Source organism: Bifidobacterium mizhiense (assembly GCF_020884755.1).
In the GTDB taxonomy this organism is placed as follows: Bacteria; Actinomycetota; Actinomycetes; order Actinomycetales; family Bifidobacteriaceae; genus Bombiscardovia; species Bombiscardovia mizhiensis.
The window spans coordinates 252,467-274,258 of record NZ_BPWE01000002.1; the positions used below are offsets into that span (position 1 = coordinate 252,467).

Annotated in this window: 15 protein-coding genes; 2 read left to right on the top strand and 13 right to left on the bottom strand. The window is 60.1% G+C overall.

What is annotated here, in order from left to right:
* Window positions 1-76: 76 nt before the first annotated feature.
* The 7 genes from LPC22_RS04545 to leuC form a co-directional block, all read right to left on the bottom strand.
* A complete protein-coding gene (locus tag LPC22_RS04545; protein WP_024627610.1) occupies window positions 77-970 on the bottom strand; it encodes a lysophospholipid acyltransferase family protein in 894 nt (297 codons plus the stop codon).
* A gap of 14 nt (window positions 971-984) precedes the next feature.
* A complete protein-coding gene (gene murA, locus LPC22_RS04550) occupies window positions 985-2,316 on the bottom strand; it encodes a UDP-N-acetylglucosamine 1-carboxyvinyltransferase (RefSeq protein WP_024627609.1) in 1,332 nt (443 codons plus the stop codon).
* A 139-nt stretch (window positions 2,317-2,455) separates the two neighbouring features.
* Window positions 2,456-3,508, bottom strand: coding sequence for a CPBP family intramembrane glutamic endopeptidase (locus LPC22_RS04555; protein ID WP_229132712.1), 1,053 nt, complete (start codon window positions 3,506-3,508; stop codon window positions 2,456-2,458).
* A gap of 103 nt (window positions 3,509-3,611) precedes the next feature.
* Window positions 3,612-6,125 (bottom strand): CPBP family intramembrane glutamic endopeptidase, encoded by a 2,514-nt coding sequence (locus tag LPC22_RS04560; protein WP_229132718.1) that lies wholly within the window; start codon window positions 6,123-6,125, stop codon window positions 3,612-3,614.
* Between the two features lie 168 nt (window positions 6,126-6,293).
* Window positions 6,294-7,253 (bottom strand): CPBP family intramembrane glutamic endopeptidase, encoded by a 960-nt coding sequence (locus tag LPC22_RS04565; protein ID WP_229132719.1) that lies wholly within the window; start codon window positions 7,251-7,253, stop codon window positions 6,294-6,296.
* 113 nt (window positions 7,254-7,366) lie between these two features.
* The gene (gene leuD, locus LPC22_RS04570; protein WP_110412409.1) at window positions 7,367-8,053 is read right to left on the bottom strand and encodes a 3-isopropylmalate dehydratase small subunit; all 687 of its coding nucleotides are present in this window, start codon (window positions 8,051-8,053) and stop codon (window positions 7,367-7,369) included.
* A 52-nt stretch (window positions 8,054-8,105) separates the two neighbouring features.
* Window positions 8,106-9,509, bottom strand: a complete 1,404-nt coding sequence (gene leuC / locus LPC22_RS04575) for a 3-isopropylmalate dehydratase large subunit (RefSeq protein ID WP_024627604.1) — start codon at window positions 9,507-9,509, stop codon at window positions 8,106-8,108.
* 151 nt (window positions 9,510-9,660) lie between these two features.
* On the opposite strand from leuC, the gene LPC22_RS04580 reads away from it, so the two are divergent.
* Window positions 9,661-10,449, top strand: a complete 789-nt coding sequence (locus tag LPC22_RS04580; protein WP_229132839.1) for an IclR family transcriptional regulator — start codon at window positions 9,661-9,663, stop codon at window positions 10,447-10,449.
* 27 nt (window positions 10,450-10,476) lie between these two features.
* Here LPC22_RS04580 and LPC22_RS04585 read toward each other — a convergent pair whose 3' ends face one another.
* A complete protein-coding gene (locus LPC22_RS04585; protein ID WP_229132721.1) occupies window positions 10,477-11,931 on the bottom strand; it encodes a metallophosphoesterase family protein in 1,455 nt (484 codons plus the stop codon).
* Window positions 11,932-12,159: 228 nt separating this feature from the next.
* On the opposite strand from LPC22_RS04585, the gene LPC22_RS04590 reads away from it, so the two are divergent.
* Complete coding sequence (locus LPC22_RS04590) at window positions 12,160-13,119, top strand: polyprenyl synthetase family protein (RefSeq protein ID WP_229132723.1); 960 nt, start codon at window positions 12,160-12,162, stop codon at window positions 13,117-13,119.
* Between the two features lie 229 nt (window positions 13,120-13,348).
* Here the strand turns inward: LPC22_RS04590 and LPC22_RS04595 are convergent, their stop codons facing one another.
* From LPC22_RS04595 to LPC22_RS04615, 5 genes are all read right to left on the bottom strand, one after another.
* Window positions 13,349-14,842 carry a cytochrome ubiquinol oxidase subunit I gene (locus tag LPC22_RS04595; protein ID WP_121914354.1) on the bottom strand — a complete coding sequence of 498 codons (1,494 nt, stop codon included), beginning with the start codon at window positions 14,840-14,842 and terminating at the stop codon, window positions 13,349-13,351.
* 260 nt (window positions 14,843-15,102) lie between these two features.
* The gene (gene cydC / locus LPC22_RS04600) at window positions 15,103-16,962 is read right to left on the bottom strand and encodes a thiol reductant ABC exporter subunit CydC (protein ID WP_229132726.1); all 1,860 of its coding nucleotides are present in this window, start codon (window positions 16,960-16,962) and stop codon (window positions 15,103-15,105) included.
* A gap of 19 nt (window positions 16,963-16,981) precedes the next feature.
* The gene (locus LPC22_RS04605; protein WP_229132729.1) at window positions 16,982-18,952 is read right to left on the bottom strand and encodes an ABC transporter ATP-binding protein/permease; all 1,971 of its coding nucleotides are present in this window, start codon (window positions 18,950-18,952) and stop codon (window positions 16,982-16,984) included.
* A 61-nt stretch (window positions 18,953-19,013) separates the two neighbouring features.
* A complete protein-coding gene (gene cydB, locus LPC22_RS04610; protein WP_024627597.1) occupies window positions 19,014-20,066 on the bottom strand; it encodes a cytochrome d ubiquinol oxidase subunit II in 1,053 nt (350 codons plus the stop codon).
* 281 nt (window positions 20,067-20,347) lie between these two features.
* Window positions 20,348-21,523, bottom strand: coding sequence for an NAD(P)/FAD-dependent oxidoreductase (locus tag LPC22_RS04615; RefSeq protein WP_229132730.1), 1,176 nt, complete (start codon window positions 21,521-21,523; stop codon window positions 20,348-20,350).
* Window positions 21,524-21,792: the final 269 nt, after the last annotated feature.

Genomic DNA, 21,792 nt, shown 5'->3' on the forward strand with positions numbered 1-21,792 from the left:
CCAGCAGCCTCAATCTTGTCTCTACCATCCTATGACACCACCGCCAGGCAGGGGGAATTAGAGGCGGGTTCCGGCCTTACTGCTCGTTTCTGGGCCGACGGGTCATGGTCACGTAATCGAAGTATCCAGCCGTTGGGGGTTCTTCGCCGCGAATCTCGGCCATGACCTCCTCCATCCGGTTGCGCAGGCGGACACAGAGGGCATGCACGGACTGCTTGGGAGGTTCCGCTCCCCACTGATCCACGTCTTCCAGAAGGTCGGTATAGTCAAGGAGCCGGTCATAGCACATGACCACGTTCTTTCGAGGCCAGGGCCACTTGTGATTGATCGAAGCCGCCCCCCAGGTGATGCTGGGATACAGAGGAACCATGCGACCCAGCTGCCGCGAAGCCTCCAGGGCGATGAATCCGACACCAGGCTTGAGCGACATGGGCCACTTCAGAGGGTCACGGGTCACGGTTCCCTCGGGCCAAATGGTCAGGGGCCTACCCGAGGTGATGATGCTGATCGACTCCTCCTCAATCGACCTGGCCTTGCCGGACTTACGCTCCACCGGCTGCATGCCCACCATGCGAAACCAGCTGCCGATCAGGGGCCAATGGGCCATCTCGGCCTTGGCCATATATCGAGGACGACGACCCAGGTGGAAGAGCGCCATCATAGGAATGAAAACGTCGAACTGGGTCACATGGGTGGCTGCAGTGATAAAGGGGCCGCTCTGCGGCACCCGCTCCAGGCCCCAGGCATAGACCCGGCAGGAGTCCCGCACCACCTGGGAGACTCCGCGCAGCAGACGGGTAGTCCCCACAGGGTGTTGACCGTCTATCTCGTCCAAGGCCGGCGTGCGGTGTCCAGTGGGATAGTAGCGGGTCGGATCCACCAACCTGTGCCGCTGGGCCAGCAGAGCCACCTGCTGGTCAGACAGCGCTGGCACCGCAGACCGTGGGGAGGGTTTGCCTTTGGAAGCCATCTATGCCTGCCGGATCAGTCGATCTGCGCGTCCAGGGCCAGCAACTTGTCGCGGAAGTCTTCGTAGCCGCGGTCGATCAGGGAGATGCCATGGACGGTGGAGGGACCGGATGCCGCCAGTGCAGCGATCAGGTGGCTGAAGCCGCCACGCAGGTCGGGCACGTCGATGTCCTGGCCGGTCAACGGGGTAGGCCCGAAGATGACCGCCGAATGGTTGAAGTTGCGCTGCTGGAAGCGGCAGGGCAGGGATCCCAGGCACTCCTTGTAAAGCTGGATGGTGGCGCCCATCTGAATCAGCGGCTCGGTGAAGCCGAAACGGTTCTCATAGACGGTCTCGTGAACGATGGAAAGACCCTTGGCCTGGGTCAAAGCGACCACCAGAGGCTGCTGCCAGTCGGTCATAAACCCAGGGTGCACATCGGTCTCAATAGCCACGGGCCGCAGGTCGCCGCCCGGATGCCAGAAGCGGATGCCGTCGTCGCGCACGTCGAACTGGCCGCCGATCTTGCGGAAGACATTCAGGTAGGTCATCATATCGGGCTGGTGGGCGCCCTTGACCATGATGTCGCCATGGGTGGCCAGGGCAGCGGAAGCCCAGGAAGCGGCCTCAATCCGGTCGGGTAGGGAGGTATGGGTGAATCCCTTGAGGGACGGCACCCCCTCAATGCGGATGGTCCGATCCACATCCACGGAAATCTGCGCACCCATCTTCTGCAGGACCGCCACCAAGTCCATGATTTCGGGCTCGGTAGCCGCCCCGGACAGCTCGGTGCGTCCTTCGGCCATGACAGCTGCCAGCAGGGTCTGCTCCGTGGCGCCCACCGAAGGGTAGGGCAGGTGAATCTTGGCCCCATGCAGACCGTTGGGCGCTGTGATGTGTATGCCGGCCTCATGCTCCTTGTCGACATTGGCCCCCAGCTTGCGCAGGGTCTCCAGATGGAAATCGATGGGCCGGCTGCCGATGCGGCATCCGCCCAGAACGGGGATGAACGCCTCCCCCATCCGATGCAGAAGCGGCCCGGAGAAGAGGATGGGAATGCGGGAAGAGCCCGACAGGGTGTCTACATCAGCCACATCGGCCAGCTCCACATGACTGGCATCGATGGTGACCACGCCCTCCTTGGGACGGACATCCACCTTGACCCCGTGCAGCCTCAGCAAGTCCGAGACCACATGGACATCGCGGATCTCAGGAACGTTCTTGAGCACTGAAACACCAGGAGCCAGAAGGGCCGCCACCATGGCTTTGCTGACGAAGTTCTTGGCCCCACGAACCTGGATGGTGCCGTGCAGGGGTCTGCCGCCCACCACATGCAGCACATCATTCTGTGTATTCACCTTGGGCATATATCGGCTTCCTTCTCGTATCTGCTCAGAGCCGGGCTTTGGCACATCATCGGCCCTATCTGCAAGTCTGCCACAAGGGGTGTGGGGACACCGTGAATTGTCGCCTCCGGCATAGAGCGTCCACCCGGTCAGGTACTGGTCAGGCACCGGCTGAAACGAAGGGGGTCAGCATCGTGAAGCCCATGATCAGCAGCAGCATGATGAAAAACGGGCAGGCCCAGGCGCCATAGACGTTCGTATAGGTGCGGTTTTCCCGCAGAAAAGCGACAATCCGATGACGGCCCAAATAGAGAACCAGGACGGCTGCCAGCAAACCCGCCAGCATCATGAGCACGTTGATGTAGGAGGACATGTTGTCGCTCATAAACCTGAGAAGGAGCTCCAGCCCGTCGCTGACGACCAGGTTGTTGAACACGTGCAGGGCTATGGACCAGAAGATGGAGTATTCGCAGGCCAGATAGCCCAGGAGCAGACCCATAATGAAAGCGAAGAACCCCTGGCCAAGGTCGCCGTGGAAGAAGCCGAACATGACCGCGGAGGTGACGATGGCGAAGACGTGGCCGTAGGGCTTCAGCGCATGTAGGATGGCACCTCTGAAAACCAGCTCTTCAATGACGGGGGCCAGCAGGCTGACGTAGATGAACATGGGAATGGTACCCGAGGCCTGTTGGATCTGCTCGGTCGTGGTCCAGGACTGCTGCACTCCCAGCCGCGCCGTGGTCCAGTCCATGCCTGACTGATACCAGTCGGCCAGGGTCTGCCCGGTCAGCGTCAGCGCAAAACATCCCAGCAGCACCTGCCAGGTCATGGGGTGCAGATCAGTGTGGAAGATACCCGAAGGACCGGAATCGCAGATCTGCCGGCGTCGTGTGAAAACCAGGAAGCAGAGACCTGTGCAGGCGGCGATCAGATTGATGATGCCCCCATACTCCTTGTCGGCATGGCTCATCACATAGATAAATCCCGAGTGGGCAGGCACTGGATCAAACACGGCATTCCACTCCATCTGAGCCAGAACACCGAACAGAAGGCCGACACTGTTGATGATGAGCAGGTAGACCAGCAGCAGGGCGGCCTGACGGTTGAGCATTCCCCTGGCCGCACTCATCCATGCGCGATCCGCCGTGCCTCGTCTGGGCTTTTGAGTCTGCCCAGTCCCTGACGCGTCGGGCGCCGTCGTTGTCTGCCCCATGTCACCATGCCCTTTCATGATTCTCTGCAGGTTTGACCGTCCGGCATTGACCTCCAGCTGGTCCAAGTTTACGCCACCACTGGTGGCATCAATGCGTCATACTCTAGAGCAGGCCGGGCACGAACTTGAAGACTGTCAGTAGCAGGCAGAGCAGCAAATAGAGCAGGAACCAGGGCTGCCTCCAGGAAACGTATGTGCCCTTAGGGGCCCGATAGCGCCGCCGGTAGTCCAAGAGGCTGGAGCGGTGCAGGAAGAACATGAGCAATCCAGCCAGAACCAAGACCAGCGCCACTACCAAAATCGACAGACGAGCGGTTCTCGGAGCGCTCATCAAATACCGGTTGGGCAGGCCGCTGAAGAGCAGATCACCGACCACACGGGCCCCGATGGCCCAGATCAGACCATACTCCAGGGAGCAGTAGCCCAGAGCCAGCCCCAGCAGGAAGATCCAAAGCCCGGAGACCGGGTCACTCTGCAGCAGGGCGCAGAGCAGGGATGCGGTCAGGATGGCGAAGACTCGCCCATACCGACGCAGCCCGTTGAGGATGATGCCACGGAAGACCAGCTCCTCAGCCAAGGGAACCGCCAGAAGGGCGTACAGGGCCATCATCGGCGAGGAAGCGCCCGTGACCAGCAGGCTGTGCGAGGCAAGGGAGGGGATGTGCAGAAGCAGACAGAAGTGATTGAAGAACTTATTCAGCTCATGAACCATCCCCTGGCCCAGCAAGAGCACCGTTATCAGGGCCAGCAGAGCCGCCAGGGTCATTCTTCTACCGGTTCGCCAATGGACGGCGTCCTGTCCTCGCTGATCCACACCTCGAATAACGCTCCACTCTGAAATGCAGGCATAGGTCAGCGCCAGCAGGACCGACAGGAGGGTGATCCCATCGGACAGAAAGGCGATGGATCTGGGATCCTTGACCTGCTCCATGATGACTGGCAGGATCATCCCCGAACCGACCATGAGCACCAGAACCGATATGGCCAGATAGACGAAGGCGAAGGCAGCCTGGCCGTTGACGGCGTGGAGGACCCCGGAACTGGCTGTGTAGGAGTTGGACTTGTCGGTGGCGGTCCTGGCCGTCTGTGGTTGCGCCTGGACCTGAGGCTGGGGCTGAGCCGCAACTTCAGCAGCTGGCGTGACGGCACCAAGTTGACTGGGAACAGCGATCGGCTGCGAATTGACCGGTCCTGCCGAAGCATTGGAAACGACCCGAGGGGCTGCCGACTCGGCTGAAGGACGGGTACGGTTGCGAGCAGCCCGCCGCTTGGACGACCGACGGACTCCCCTCCTCCTTTCATGACCTCTGGCAGAAAGGCCGAAATGAAGACCATGCGAAGAACGGGTCGGCCTGGTTGCGTTCGTCGTGGCTTCCTCGGTCTGTGCGGACTCGGCCTTGGCTGCCACAGCAGCCGCGGCAGCCTCGGCAGCCTTGGCGGCAAGAGCCACAGAAGCGCCTGGAGCGGATACGGATGTCGAAGAAGACGAGAACTGGACGACCGACTGCGTCGCCGGGACTACCTTTACAGCCTGCGGAGATTCAGAGGGGGCAGGCTGAACGGCAATCTCTGCCTGGTCGGTCTGCATGGGCTGATCGACATGATCCTTCTGCGCGACAGCCGGCCCTTGTCCGTCGACAGCCTCTGACGTAACGACCCGACCACCGGTACCGTCGCCGGAGACTGCAGCAGGCTGGGCAACTACCCGCAGAGTCGAACAGACCCGACGCCCCTGGTGATCGGCTTCGCTGGACACGGATTGTACAGCAGCACCGTTCTCCACAGAAGCCGATGAACCAGTGACCAGGGAATCCCAGTCGGCATCCGAGCGACGGACCACGACTGGTCGGTCGGCAAATACCACAGGGGCTGCGGATGCGGAGACCTTAGAACCTGAGACCTGGGGTGTCCCGGCCGTGGTCGCCGACTTGGGCACAGCTGGCTCGGCTGCAGAAGAAGCGGGAACGGATGGAGTTTTAACAGCGGAAGTCGCAGATTTGCCTGCACGGGTGCCTGCGGAAGGCTTGCGGCGCTTGTGCATATTCCAAGAGAAGACCGGGCCGTTGTTCGTCTCGGGCTTGGTCCAGGACCAGACGACCTTGGCCGCAGGCTTCCCCGGCTGCCCCGAGGTCTCCGCGGCTTTTGCAACCTCCGGCTCTCGATGAACCACCACACGCCGCGGAGAAGATTCCTTGTCGGATCCCTTCCCGACATGCCCGTCAGCTGGCAGATCTTCAGGAGGAAATGCGGCAACTCCCGGTTGACTGGCCATGGTGACCGAGTCCAAAAAATCATAGGATCCTGGAAGCACTGACGGTCGTTCACCGACTGGCCTGGCACCCTTGCCGCCAGCTCCTTCATCACCCAGAACCGCAGTCTTCCTATGGGCTATCCGGCCCGGGTAGGCCAAGCCATCATCCACGGCCTCCCCCGGCAGGCTCAAGGGCGGCAGGTCGATGGAACCCTCCTCATAATCCCAGTGACGGGCGTAGTCCTTGCTGGCACTGTGGCTTGCGGTCATGAGGGCAATAGAGGAGCGCGACACCTTCCAGCGCCCCTGATCGCTTTGGGCATCGGCGGACTCGCTGCCGCTGTCGCGATCCTCATCATCCCTCATCCGTCGATGATCCTTCCCCTTCATGCACTACCGTACGACCGTCAAGGGCGTCCAGCGACACGAACCTTTCCCCACGTTCATATCACAACACTACATGTCCGAGTCTAGCCCGACCCCGCCCTTCCTCGACAGAATCCCGACAATGGCCCGGCGCCACCGACTGTCTGGTCAGGCCAGCCCAGGTACGAATTCGCTCAGAGCCATCAGCAGGCATGCCAGGCAGAAGAGCAGGAACCAGGGCGCCCGCCAGGAAGCGTAGATTCCCTTGGGAGCGCGATTGCTGCGGCAGTAATCACGGAGAGTCCTGATCTTGAACAACAGCCCGATAACACCAATCAGCAGTACCAGGATCATGAGAAAGCCCAGGCCGATGCGAACCACTTCAGGTGCCAGAGGCATGTACTTGGCCAGCAGGCCTGAAGAGAAAGCATTGTTGAGCATGTGCACCAGCAGGGACCAGACCAACCCATACTCCATGGCCAGATAGCCCAGAACCAGACCGGAAATGAAACCGAACAGACCCTGGACCAAGGAGCCGTGCATGAAACCGAAAAGCAGGGAAGAAGTAATAATGGCGAAGACTCGGCCAAAGCGGCGCAGACCGTTCATGATGACCCCGCGAAAGACCAGCTCCTCGGCAAAGGGCCCCAAAAGAATGCCGTAGAAGAGCATGATCGGCGTCTCCATGCCTCCATCACCTGGTGCGGACGGCGGATGCAGCCCAGTACTGGACAGAACGGCGCTCAGTCCGGAGTTGGCTACCCCGGCCACCAGCTGACTGAGGAAGAAGCAAGCCAAGGCGATAATCAAGGCCAACAGGCTGAATCGGCGCGCAGTGACCCACTGCACTTGATCCTGGCCATGTCGTTCCTGGCCTACGATGACCGGCCACTGGCTAATCAAGGCAAACAGCAGAGCCAGCACTACGGAGGTGGCCACTGTCCAATCCCCCAGAGGCCCGTTGATCTGTGCCTTGGAAGCGTGCGGGAAGAGCGCAGGCACAACCACCTTGGCTCCCAAAAGGCCCGCTAGAGTCTCGATAGCCACGTAGATGAAGGCAAAAGCACTTAGGGTATTCACTGCCCGTCTAACGCCCCAGTCGTGCACATCGCCGCTGCTGTGCCTCATGATAACCGCTCCTCTTCACTTGCCAACCGGTCATAGGCGACCAATGGCTGCCAATTCCATGGTAAACGAAGAGGGAGCAAATAACTCTTATATGAGGACTCACGGCCCGTCGGTCAGATGATGCCGCGGTCAGCCAGGGGTCCAGGCCAGTCGATTTGGCCCTCCCTGGCTGAAGTGACCGGCTCTTCGGGCATGTGCTGGGCCGGCAGGGTACGCGGCTTGAAGGGGAAACGCTCAGCCCGCATGCGCTCATAGGCACGGATGTCATCCTCATGCTGCAGGGTCAGATCGATGTCGTCATAGCCGTTCATGAGCCGCCATCGCACGTAGTCGTCTACCTGGAAGGGCAGGGTCACATCCGCGCAGGTGACCGTGCGAGCGCCCAGGTCCACGGTCATCTCGGTACCAGGGTCCTCCTCCAGGAGCTTCCAGAGCAACTCCACTGACTCCTGGGGCATGATGGCAGCCAGGACTCCGTTCTTGGCGGTGTTCCCATAGAAGATGTCGGCGAAGCGGGGGGCGATGACCACGCGGAAGCCGTAGTCCCGCAGAGCCCAGACCGCGTGCTCGCGCGAGGAGCCGATGCCGAAGTCCGGCCCGGCCACCAGAATGCGGGCGCCTGAATATTCGGGCCGGTTGAGCACGAAGTTCGGATCCCTTCGCCAGGCGTAGAAGAGCGCATCCTCGAAGCCGGTCTTCTTCACCCGCTTCAGGAATACAGCGGGGATGATTTGATCAGTGTCGACGTTGGAGCGGCGCAAGGGCACTCCGACCCCGGTGACAACGGAAAGTGGCTCCATGATGACCTCCTGCCTGCTGAATGGCGATGACGATGACGAATGATTGATGGGCCTACAGATCGGCCGGGGAGCAGATGGTTCCCCTGATGGCCGTCGCAGCAGCCACTTCGGGTGAGGCCAGATGCGTCCTGCCGCCCTTGCCCTGACGACCCTGGAAGTTGCGGTTGGATGTGGAGATGGAGCGCTCCCCCGGCACCAGCTGGTCGGGGTTCATTCCCAGGCACATGGAGCAGCCGGCGTTGCGCCATTCGGCTCCGAAGTCCTCAAAGATGCGGTCCAGCCCCTCTTTTTCGGCCTGAATGCGAACTCGCGAAGAAGCCGGAACCACCAGGACACGATGCAGGTTCTTGGCCTTGTGATGCCCCTTCATGATGGCCGCTGCCGCACGCAGATCCTCGATGCGCCCGTTGGTGCAGGAACCGATGAAGACGGTGTCCACGGCGATGTCCCGGATGGGCATCCCCGGCTTCAGACCCATGTAGTCAATGGCCTCCTGGGCTGCCTGTCGCTTGGCCGGGTCGGCGATCTTTTCGGGCACAGGCACATCGGCGCCAATGGGCAGGCCCTGTCCGGGGTTGGTGCCCCAGGTCACGTAGGGAGTCAGCTGGTCGGCATCCAGGATGACCTCCTTGTCGAAGACTGCATCCGGATCGGTGGGCAGGGTCCGCCAGTAGTCCAGAGCCTGATCCCACATGGCCCCCTTGGGGGCATGCGGCCGGCCCTCCAAGTATGCAAAGGTGGTCTCGTCCGGCGCGATCATCCCGGCCCTTGCCCCGGCCTCGATGGACATGTTGCAGATGGTCATGCGCGCGTCCATGGACATACGCCGAATCGCCTCACCCCGGTATTCCAGAACGTGCCCTTGGCCGCCGCCAGTGCCGATCTTGGCGATGACAGCCAGGATGACGTCCTTGGCGCCCACGCCGGGCTTGAGCTGGCCGCGGACGGTGATGGCCATGGTCTTGAAAGGCTTCAGGCTCAGGGTCTGGGTGGCCAGAACATGCTCCACCTCGGAGGTGCCGATGCCGAAAGCCAGAGCCCCGAAGGCCCCGTGGGTCGAAGTATGCGAATCGCCGCAGACGATGGTCATGCCGGGCTGGGTCAGTCCCAGGACCGGCGCAAATGCGTGGACGATGCCCTGGTCGGCATCCCCCAACGGATGCAGACGGACCCCGAACTCGCGGCAATTGCGCTCCAGGGTGGAGATCTGCAGGGCCGATACCTTGTCGGCGATGGGCCGATCGATGTCGATGGTGGGGGTGTTGTGATCCTCGGTGGCGATGACCTGGTCCAGGTGGCGGATCTTCCGGCCTGCCAGGCGCAGCCCCTCGAAAGCCTGTGGACTGGTCACCTCGTGCATGAGCTGCAGATCGATGTAGATCAGATCGGGCTCGCCTCCCTGGCCCTTTCTGACCAAATGATCGGCCCAGACCTTTTCCGCCATTGTGCGTCCCATATCGCCTCCTGAAAACCTACGACCGGCCGGGGCGCCAGCCTCATCGGCACCCCGCCGGCCTCTTACCACCGAGTATGGAACTGCCCAACCGTTATGAACTTTTGCATTTCATATACTGAGATGGCATAATTCAACCATGGACACACCTTCTATGAACGACGACGACAGATACCCCTCCACAAATGATCCGAACCTGCATCAGGAGGAGATTCATTCGGGCGTCGGCGTTCTGGACAAGACGGTGCGAATTCTGGATACCCTGGAGACTGGACCCATGACCCTGGGCCAGCTGGTCAACGCCACCGGGTTGGCTCGACCCACAGCCCACCGACTGGCCATCGCCTTGGAGCGCCACCGCTTCGTGCTGCGGGACGCGCATGGCCGCTTCGTCCTGGGATCCCGCTTCGCCGAGCTGGCCGCTGCCGCCGGCGAGGATCGCCTACTGACAGCCTCGGGGCCCATCCTGCATACACTGCTCAACCGTTCGGGCGAGTCAGCCCAGATTTTCCGACGCCAAGGGGAGGTCCGGGTCTGCATCGCTGCAGTGGAACGCGCCTCGGGCCTGCGCGACTCCATCCCCGTAGGCGCCCTGCTGTCCATGGAGGCCGGGTCGGCTGCACAGATTCTACTGGCCTGGGAGGAACCTGAGCGCCTCCATCAGGGTCTGCGACACGCCAAATTCAATGCAGCGACCCTGGCCACGGTTCGTAAGCGCGGCTGGGCCGAATCCATCAACGAGCGGGAAGAAGGCGTCTGTTCCATCTCAGCCCCCATCCGCAACGGATCCGGGCAGGTCATGGCCGCCATATCCATCTCCGGGCCGGTCAATCGCATGTCCACCACGCCGGGAAGGCGCTACGCCCCCCTGGTCATGGCCGCCGGCAAATATCTGACCGAAGCCCTGCTGCGAGCCTCTTCTCCCGCTCGTCGTAGGGTCTGAGCGCCTTCCTGGCTCTTATCGCCGTCCTTACCGTCGCCGGGTGGAGCCCCAGGAGGCGATCAGCCCTGCCAGGGCCGTCAGTCCGCCCGCCAAGAACCCAGGCCGACGCAAGAGATTGACCGCGTCCCCGGTAGAGGTCGGCACATGGCTCATGGCGAAGGTATAGACCTTGTGGGATCCTGGCCGCCCTACCAATTGCCCGAACTCCAGGAGCTGCGTGCGAGGATGATGGGGATGGCGGATGTCGAACTCAAAGAGCCGCGCCGCCCGCTTGCTGGGCACCGGCCCGTATGAGCCGAATCCGCATGTGGGCGTGGCCCCCAGCATCAGATCCCCACTACGACCGACAAAGCCATTGCGATGGTCATGCCCGGCAAAGAGGGCGAAATAGCCGCGATTCCGGGTCAGCAGGTCATACTCGCCGCTGTCCTCATCCGGACAGGAGACTCCCTCGCCCAGGTAGGAGCCGGGGCAGGTGCGCGATTCGTCCAGAATGTAGCAACGGGAGTCGAAACTTCGGTAGCCCTGAACCGCATAGGCTGTGGTGGCTGGCACCGGCTTGAGCAGATCATAGAACTGGGGAATGGGCATGTGCTGGAAGACTATGGATCGGTTGCCCAGAAGATCGGGAGCGGCCGCCAGAAAGTCCAGGGCCTGGGCCGACGGTGAGCCATAGCCGCCTGACCTGGCATAGTCGCCAGAGTCCAGCAGGACCAGTCCCATGACCACCCCATGACCGTCGCAATCCGCCACAGGCAACGCGAAGGTGCCCGGAGCGCAGACGAAGGCCGTCTGGGAGGGCAGGGCCGACCCGATCAGCGCATGGACCCGATCAGGATGGGCGACCGTAGCCTCGGGGTTCAGGCAACCGGGCACCTCCCGATAGATGGCATCCATTTGATCGGTGTCCAGCCCGCACTGGAAGTCATGGTTGCCATAGGTGACCACGAAGGGAATCCCACGTTCAACCAACGGGCCGGTGATCAGACCAACGGTTCTGCGGACCAGATCCTCGGTGTGCTTGATGTTCTGCTGACGTACACGCTCGGCATCCCTGCGGTCTGGTTCCCGACGGTCGCCGGCTGCTTGACCATCCTGAGGCCTGGAAGAGCGCTTCAGGGAGGCTCCCCCAAATCCCAGAGCGCCGCCCATGCTCAGACCAGCCGAGTAGATGCCGTCCAAGGGGGTGCTCCAGCGTCTCTTACGGAAGGTGCGCTCGTAAGCCGTGTCGTAACCGGCTACCTGGTTGCCCGAGAAGACCACCAGATCGGGCTTTGCCGCATCGCAAGCCGCACCTATCAGTCTGATTGTGTCCGGAGAGACCTTGGGACCCTCTTGGACGTCGGCCAGCTGCAGAAGTCTGAACTTGCCCGAGTAATGGAACTGAAGTCGTCCCAGCCGGGCCGAAACGGACAGCGGTCGATCATGCTCTCCCTCGCCGCCTTGTGGGGAGACTTGATCCGCGTGGTTATGCTGACTCATACGTCTAGCCTACTTCACCCGGCTTCGCTCCTAGGACTATCTGTGCAGCCCCCTTACGAACCGAATTCAGGCTTCAGCGTCATTACAGCACGGCAACACCCCGATGTTAGCTTGGCCACAGTGGTTACGACGACAGCCGGGACCGGGCGGACAATCTTCAGACCCGGCTCCGGTCTTGGTATATTGGATACGTTGCGGTTCTTAACGAGATAGAGGGAGCGTACCTCCATGGCAGAAGGACAAGAGCTCCTGTTGCGCAAGGATCTTGAGCGGGTTGTCGACCGCCTGCACCAGGAGCGTACTCATGTGGCACCCTATCAGGAGGATTACCGTCGTCTGCTGGATAACCACGGCAAGATGATTCGCGCCGCCATGGTGGTTCTCTTCGCCCGGGCAGGGGCACAGATCGAAGGGCGCTTGGACGATACCGTCATCACCGGCGCCGCCGCCATCGAGATGCTTCATCTGGCCACCTTGGTCCATGACGACGTTCTGGACAACGCCCCCATCCGCCGCAACAAGCCCACGGTCCACACCATCCGGGGCAACAAGGCCGCCATCTATCTAGGAGATTTGATCCTTTCGCGTTACATGGAGATCATGGCCTCCATCGCTCCTGACACAGCCTTTATCCGCGAGCAGGCCGGTACAGTCTGCGAAATCGTAGGCGGCGAACTTTACCAGGAGTCAGACCGTCACCACACGCATATCACCATTGACGATTACGATCGAGCCATCTCAGGCAAGACCGCAGCCCTCTTCCGCCTGGCCTGCCTGACCGGGATCCGCCTTGATGGCCAGCCAACTGACTCGGCCTTGGAGCAGACCGCCAGGGACTTCGGCGGCAATCTAGGCATGGCCTTCCAGATCATCGACGATATCAACGATTTTGATCTGGATCGTGACACCGGCAAGCCCAAGCTGGAGGATATCCGCGACGGAATCTACACTCTGCCGGTTCTACTCGGATTCCAGGAGGACGAGAACTTCAGGACACTGGTGCAGCAAGACGATCCCGACCGGGTGATCGACTACCTCAGAGCCCATCCCCAGTTGATGGAGGGCAGTCGGCAAACCGCCAAGGACTATCTGCAACGGGCTGCGGACAGCCTAGAGGACTCCCCCATGGACAAAGGCGTACGTAATCTATTGCAGCGGATTACAGTCAAGCTGACAGTCCAGGTCTGACCGAATTCGCACGACTGAACCAGCTCGGTCAAACCTGAACGAGTGCAGTTAGTTCGGTTTCGGATATACCCCGAATACGCATCAAAACCCCGTTCCTTGCTTGGCATTGCTTTACGCTGTCTGCAGCTGATGGCAAACACCCTATGACAGCAAATCCCCCGTTCCGAACCATACGGTCCGAAGCGGGGGATTTACCGAAGGGGAAGGAAGGGTTGAGGTCAGGCGACCTTTATGCCAAGGCTACCCGAGCCGGTGCACCATGCACCTTGGCAGTCTGCGGCCCATTGCCGTCATCCGGCTTGTAGAAGGGTCCCTGGTGCAGGGTTCTCCTGGTGTAGAAGATCATGACTCCGCCCAGAACCAGGAAGAGCAGGAAGTAGACGATGCAGGTGAAGAGCAGGTTCGGCACCGTGCTGGTGGGTGAAACGCCATCGGCAATGGTCTGATAACCGTAAACCAGCCATGGATAGCGACCAAGCTCAGTCACCAGCCAGCCACTGGTCGTCGCAGCGAAGGGAGCGAAGGTAAAGATACCCATGATCCAGAGCTTCCAGCGTGTGGTGAACAGGGTGTTCTTCTTCTTCCGTGTGAACCAGAGCACCAATGCTGATATCAGGGCAAAAGCAAACCCAATTCCGACCATCAGACGGAAGACCCAGAATAGGGTGGTAACCGGCACGTAGTAGTTCATGTCCTTGCCAAATTTGGCGTCATACTTCTCGTGCAGCTCCTTGTTGACGGTGTTCATGCCCTTGACGGCGCCTGTCTTCTTGCCATAAGCCAGCTGCGACATGGCTCCGGGAATCTCGACGGACCCTTCAATCTTATGGTCCTTCTCGTTGATCAGAGCCACGGCATTCCATGGGGCGGGATCACCGGTGTCCTCGTAGATGCCCTCGGTGGCAGCCAACTTCATGGGCTGATCAGTCACGATGTACTTGCCCTGCAAATCACCGTAGGTGATCACGCAGATGGAACCGATAAGCCCAAGCAGAGCGGCCAGACGGATGGACTTGGTGAACAGGTTGACCTTGGCCTGCTTCTCGGAGTCGGCCTCGACAGCGGCCACGGCCTGGTCCTTATTCCCCATATGCATCCTCAGCAGGCTGAAAGCGCTGCAGCCCATGACCACAAAGGCCCCTGTGCAGACGGCGGCGAAGAAGACGTGGGGGAACTCAATCCACAGCTGGGGATTGGATATGACATCACCAAAACTGCGCAGCCGCACATGGCCGGTGGCCTGGTTGATCTCAAATCCGACCGGGTGCTGCATGAAGCTGTTGGCAGCCAGAATCCAGATGGCCGACATGGAGGAGCCCAGGAAGGTCAGCCAGATGAAGACCGCATGCACGGCCGGCTTGAACCGATTCCAAGTGAACATCCACACGCCGATGAAAGTAGACTCCAAGAAGAAGGCCAGCAGGGCCTCAATGGCCAGGGGGGCACCGAAGATGTCACCCATGAACCTGGAGTAGTTGGACCAGTTCATGCCGAACTGGAACTCCTGGATGATGCCGGTGACCACGCCGACTGCGAAGGAAAGCAGGAAGATCTTGGACCAGAACATGGTCATCTTCTTGTAGACATCCTTCTTGGTCACAACATAGGTGGTCTCCATGATGGCGACCGCCAGGGCCAGACCGATGGTCATAGGGACATAGAAGAAGTGGAATATCGTCGTCATGGCGAACTGGAATCTAGACAATCCCAATACAGTGAACATCGTTCCTCCCAATCTCTGCAGGGTTCGTCGGGCGCGGGTACACGGGTCGAATCCGGACGGATTCAGATATGACCAGGCTTGTGCCCACGAGAACCTTCAGCTCTCCCCGACTTTGCCACCTGGTCGCTTCCTCGGGCTCCGGTTTCCATGCCGTCCAGTCCATGAACCGACGGCGCACGGTGACCGGCCGGGAAGCCATCCGCCAAGATCGGCGACCCGACAACCGTGCAAAATTCATTGCTCGGGAAACAGCCTGATGGTCATTCAACAGGGTTCCGTCCATCTGAATCTGACTGCTTCTTTGAGTATATCCCTTGACCGGCACCCTTGTCCACGTCCGAGACGTCCATGCGATAAAGTTCACGGAAACGGGCGTTTTCATGGTACAAATCAACAGGCCGACCCTGCATGGCTATATGACCATCCTGCATGAAGATTACCTGGTCGGCCTCCTCCAGCCCCTGAAGGTGGTGGGTCACCCAAAGAAGGGTGCGATCCTGGCTGACCTTGAAGATCATGGCCATGAGCCGCCGCTCGGTTATGGGATCCAGACCGATGGTGGGCTCGTCCAGAAGGATGATCGGCGTGCGCTTGAGCACAATCCTAGCCAGGGCCAGACGCTGACGCTGGCCACCTGAAAGTCGGCCGCCGGCCTCATCCACCGGCGTGTCGATTCCCTGGGGCATGTCATCCACGACCTGATCCAGCTGCACAGCCTTCAAGGCCTGGCGAACCTGATCGTCATCGGCCTGGGGGGCGCCCAGACGCACATTGGAGGCAATGGTGGTGTTGAAGAGGAAAGCCTGCTGGTTCAGGTAGCCAAAGAGCTCAGGACGCTGATCCTGCAAGGCATCGACCGGTATTCCATTGATCAGGATGCGGCCACTGGTGGGGCGCAGGTCGCCCAGAAGCAGCTGAAGGACCGTTGTCTTTCCCTCGCCGCTGGGACCGAGCAGGGCCACACGTTGACCGCCTTCGATCCGCAGGCTGAAGTCGTCCAGCAGCAGGGGGTCATCAGGACCGTAGGAGAAGCTGACGTGGTCGAAGACGATTGACTTGATCGGCCCCTCCAACCTGGTCTGGGCACTCGGTTCAATTCGCCGGGACTCGACGCGCTCGGTCAGATCATTCAGGTGGTCCAGCGAGTCAGTATAGAGGGGAACCTCAGCCACAGCCTGGGAGACCACGATGAAGCAGTCGACCAGGGGGAAAACCGCCAGGACCACGGCTGCCGCGAAGTCAGCAATGGAGGTGGAGCTGGTCATGCGTAGATCCGCTCCAACAATCAGAGCCACCACCATGAGGGCGAAAATCATCTGGATGCCACAGTTGCGCCAGCGTTCGAACCGCTTCTGCTCTCTGCGGCCGGTGGCGATGTCGTTGAAATCACCGGACGCCGTGTCCACGAAGCGGCGCCGACGGCGAGTGATCACCCAATCGCCCAGGCCCATGTAGCTCTCAGTCACGGCCGTGTACTGATCCTGCCGCCTTGCCTTCTCCATGTCGTAGCGCCCATCTGAATAAGCCAGCGAGACCAGCGGTACCAGGATCAGGATCAGGGCGAAAAGCAGGAAGAGCAGGAGCGAAGTCAGCCAGGAGAAGACGCCTACAGCGATGGTGACGACCACCCACATCATGTAGGCCACGACCGTGGGGAAGATGGTGCGCAGGTAGAAGTTCTCCAGATGGTCCAGGTCGTCCGAAAGCATGCCCAGAACCGTGCCCGTGCGCTCATGCTCGTTCAGGAAGGCCGCGTCCTGCGAGAGGGTGCGGTAGAGCTGCACCCGCAGCTTGGAAACCACCCGGAGCACCCAGTCATGGCTCTTGATGCGCTCCAGGTACTTGAATGTGGGCCGTCCAATGCCAAAGGCCCTGGTCAGCACCACCGGCACGTATACGGCAAAGATGTTGAAGGGGTGGCGGGCCGACCTGCTGATCAGGAAGCCCGAGGTGAACATCAGCCCGGCCGCGCATACGAAGGTGATGGTCCCCAGGAAGAAGATCAGGGCAAGCAGCCCCTTATTCTGACGAAGGTAGGGCCAGAACCAATGATCCCGGTGCCAGATATGCATATAGCCTGACAGCCCCCGACCGCGGCGGGAGGTCTTCGACGATCCCATGCTGTCTCTTCCGGCGGTTTCAGTCCTGCTGGTAGTCGGCAATCTGGTTCCCTCCCATCTCATCGATCAGCGCATCCAATGGTCCACCCTGACCGATCAGCTCGTGCGGATCGCCCTGGGCCACAATTCGTCCATGCTCCAGCATGATCACCCAGTCCATGTTGGCCAACCAGTGCAGCCGATGGGTGGCCAGGACTACCAGGTGCCCGTCCATGATGGGCAGCAGGGTCTGCTTCAGGTCGTATTCGGTCTCGATGTCCAGATGGGCTGTGGGCTCGTCAAAGAACAGAATCTCGCGTGAGGGATCCAGGATGCCCCTGGCCAAGGCGATTCGCTGGGCCTGGCCGCCGCTGATACCGCGGTTGCCTTCTCCGATTTGGGTGCCCAGACCGTCGGGCAATGTTTTCAGCCAGTCGGTCAGTCCAGCCCGATCGGCTGCACGGGCCACTTGGGCATCATTTGCTTCTTGGTTGTAGAAGCGAATGTTGTCGGCCACGGTACCGTGGAAGATGAAGGGGTTCTGGGGAATGTAGCTGATGTGCCGCTGCCAGGCAGCCACGTTGCAATGCTCCAGCTGATGACCATCCAGATCGATGGTGCCTGCCTTGGGCTGATCAAAGCCGGCCAGCAGATCCATCAGCGTGGACTTGCCAGCTCCGGAACGACCGACAATGGCCACCTTGGAAAAACCATGCAGGTTGAAGTCCAGGCCGCTCAGTGCCAGTGGCTGCTCTTCTGAACCCTCCTCGGACCCATTGATCGGTGAATCCGCGACAGCCTCGACTCCAGCTCCTTGTGGTGCTGTAGAACCGGACTCAGCCGAGACGGCCCCTCCATTACCGCCATGAACCTTGGGTGACTTGGGCTTGCGGCTCTTCTTGCTGGTTTTTTGGCTCTCGGACTTGGCCATGGCATCCATCTGCGCCCCGGCTGAAGCATTGCTCTCTACCGGTTTGGGACCAGGATAGGCGAAGTCGATTCCTTCCAGGTGCAGGTGGCTGTCTTCCTTCCACCCGGACCAGTCCAGCTCCTCCAAGCGCTTGGGCTCTGGCTGGGCCAGCATATCCGCAATATCGTCCAAGGCGTTCTTGCCGTTCAGCGTGGCGTGGAAATCATCCCCAAACTGGCGGATGGGCATGAAGTACTCAGGAGCCAGAATCAGGGCCAAGAGGGCTGGAAAGAGCTCCACCTTGGCATTGATCAAGTTGTTGCCCAAGAAGACAGCCATGATGGCGATGGCCAAGGTAGCAAAGAAGTCCAGAGCAAAGGTGGAGGTCATGGCCACCCGGATAACGCTCATGGTCCTCTTGCGGAAACGGTCCGAGACCGAATAGATCTCGTCCTCGTACTCCTTGTCAATGCCCAGCATCTTCAGGGTCGGCAGACCAAGCACCGTATCCATGAACCTGGTGTTGAGCTTGCGGAATTGGGCATACTGACGGCTGGAGCGATCCCTGGCTGCCAGACCCAGGATGACCATGAAGAAGATGAGCAGGGGCAGCATGAGCAGGAGGATGAGCCCCGAACCTGCATCCTGAGTCCAAACCACAACCAGGACAATCAATGGGATGAAGATGAGATCCATCATCTTTGGCAGGACCGTCAGTACGTAGGTGCGCACCTCATCGAGCCCATCCACCAACATGGTGACGGCCGAGCCTGTGCCACGCCGAGCCAGAGCCGATGGCCCCAGCGAGAAGACCTTGTCCTGAATGCTGGGTCGCAACTCGGCTACGATGGCGTCGGCACGATCAGTGGCACAACGATCCTTGGCCACATCGCAGATCTGTCGACAGGTATAGGCGGCCAGAAAGATCAGTACCGGCACCACCAGCACCTTGAGGTTCTGAAGGTGCCAAATACGCACCAGAGCCAAGGTCAAACCGTAGGCCTGAACCACCACGCCTATTCCCTGGAGCAGGGACAGCGCGGCCAGCAGGCCCAAGGTGGACCGGACTCCGTCGAAACGGAAGAGATTTTTGTCAATCAATGCATTATCCTCCGGATGCGCTCCGGTCCTGCCAGCACTGCCCCCCTGCCTCCTGTAATTTTCAGACGGTCTCAGCCACAGTGGCCGAAGGGGCCACAGGCGAGGTCAAATGGGCACCATCAGTGTCCAGCCGCTTGCGCTGGATGAAGTAGCTCCAGATGAAGTAGGCCAGCATGATGGGCAGGAAGATGCAAAGCACCACGGTCATGATCTTCATGGTCAGCGGTGAGGCCGAGGCATCCTGAATCAGCAGGTTGTGAGCCGGATCATCAGCGATCATCACGCGCGGGAAGAGCCCGTTGAAGATGAAGGCGATGATGGCCATCAGGGTGATGCCTGAGCAGGTGAAGGCATAGCCGCCGTGCTTCTTGAAGACGGCAACGTGGCCTCCAATGACCGATGCAAGGATGATGACGGTGATCAGCCAAGTGGACAGCGGGCGGGCCTTGTAGAAGTCGGTGTTGAAGATGGCCAGAAGCACGAAGACAACCAGGGCCGGATAGGCGATCCAGTAGGCCTTCTCGCTGACGTTGAGCATCCGGCGGGAATCCATGACGCCCATCTTCAGGCTCAGGAAGTGTAGGCCATGAACGAAGCTGAAGAAGACGACAGCAATGCCACCGACCACGGACAACCAGTTGAACACGTCGAAGAACCCGGGCCAGGCATCGCCGTTCTTATCCATGGGGATGCCCTGGATCAGGCTGGTCAGCATCATGCCCAGGAAGAATGGCGCAAAGAGCGAGCCTATAAAGTTGGCCCACTGCCAGACACCACGCTCACGGCTGGTCAGTGCGTGGGAGGCAAACTCGAATGAAACACCACGCAGAATCAGGGAGACCAGCACCAGGAAGAGCAGAAGGTAATACCCCGAGAAGAGGGAGGCGTACCAAAGCGGGAAAGCGGCGAACATAGCGCCACCGGCGGTGATCAGCCAGACCTCGTTGCCATCCCAGTGGGGGCCAATGGCCCTCATGAAAGTGGCGCGCTCATCACCGTCGCGGGCCACGAACCTGGTAGCCATGCCAACGCCGAAGTCGAATCCTTCTAGCAGAAGGAATCCCGCAAAAAGCAGGCCGATGACAAAGAACCACAAACCTTGTAGAAAACTCATGCTAATGCCACTCTCCTCTCGCTCCTGCCGATCCGCGCACGGGCACGGGGGCCTCCACTGTCCCGACGGAGGCCGCAATCGGCCACGGTCTTCGCCGGAATGAGGAGGAGCAGGAGGCAGTCAATGATATCGATGGACGCAGGGCCGATGGCCATCGTCGCCCAGAACGATCCAATCCGAGGCTGGAAAAGGACGAACATGTGCCGTTTCCTCATGACCCGAATCATGTTCATCCTCCTCTCCCTCGTCGTCTAGCCCCTTGCGTCCCTTGAGACGCTGGTTTAGTTGCTCTCCAACATGGTACGCACGTCAGCCAATTCCAGAACCGACCGCTCGTTCACGATCCACTTCAGAACCGAGACCGCCTTGCCCTTGAGCTTCAGCGTGCCCATACGGTCAATTTCGGCAACCCCGGCGTGGGGGCCAAGGGAGCACACGGTCCCCAGGCTCCGGAAGGTGAACCGCTGGGGCTCCTGCCCCCGCATTCTGGCGAGGACATTCGCAGCCGCGGTATCAGCCTGGGCCATCGAAATCTGTGCAGTGGTTGGGTAGAGCCGACCCGATTGGGGGTCGGGAACGGCACTGACATCACCCACCAGGAACTCCTCTGGATGCTGCTCCACCGACAGGTCATCCCTGACCACTACACGGTTACGCTTCTGATTATACCCGGAATCAGCAATAACGTGGCTCCCACGCACACCCGTCGTCCAAATGATCGTGTGGGCCTTGAACTCCTGGTCATTGGAGACCACAGCATCCTGCTTGACCTCGGTGATAGGAGTCGAAGTGTGGAAGTTGACTCCCCGCTTGCGCAGGTAATCCACAGCCCAGTCAACCAGGTCCTTGCTGAACATGGGCAGAATCTTGGGCGAGGCCTCTATGCAGTCCACCTTGACCTGATCCATGGGGAAGCCCAGGCGCTTTGAGAGCTGAGGCAGACGGTAGACCAGCTCGCCCAGATACTCGATGCTGGTGAAGCCAGCACCGCAGACCACGATGCTCAGATCCAGCGGATCATGGCTGGTCTGGTAGCGGGCCAACGTTTGCTCAAGTTTCTTGCGGGCCGCCAGAGCGGTGTCCACATCAACAAGAGGCCACCCATACTCATCGGCCCCCTTGATGCCGAAGGTTTCGGACTCGAAGCCCAGGGCGTTGACCAGGTAATCATAGGACAGAGGATCGTGATGCTCCAGGCTGACCTTGCGGTTGTCCTGATCGATGCCAACCACCTTGTCAATAATCAGCTCCACCGAATCAGGCAGGGACTTGCGCAGGTCGAAGACCACATCCGCCGGCTCCTTGGTTCCTGCCGCCACCTGGTGCAGCTGGGTGGACTCGTAGTGGTACTCGTTCTTATTGACCAGGACTATATGGGCATCGGTCTTTGCACGAGCCAGCTTCTTGACCACGCGAAGACCCGCATAACCAGCTCCCAACACCATGATTGTCGTCATAATCACACACCTTTACCGAAAAAATCGTACAATGATTCATATACCGGGTGATGTAGCCCGATCAGCCGATGATTGGGTTCCTCACTCAAGCTTCTATGCTCAAAGTATCAGATTCCATCATCGGAAACTCTGACATAGCGGTCTGCCGGGCCTCCTCTTTTTGTTTGCTTGCTCACACCGTGAGCAACTCTCGTGGATACCGCTGGCCGCCGCTTTGCAAACCAGAAGCATTCCTAAAACCCATGGTAATCCGTAAACAAAAAGAGCGA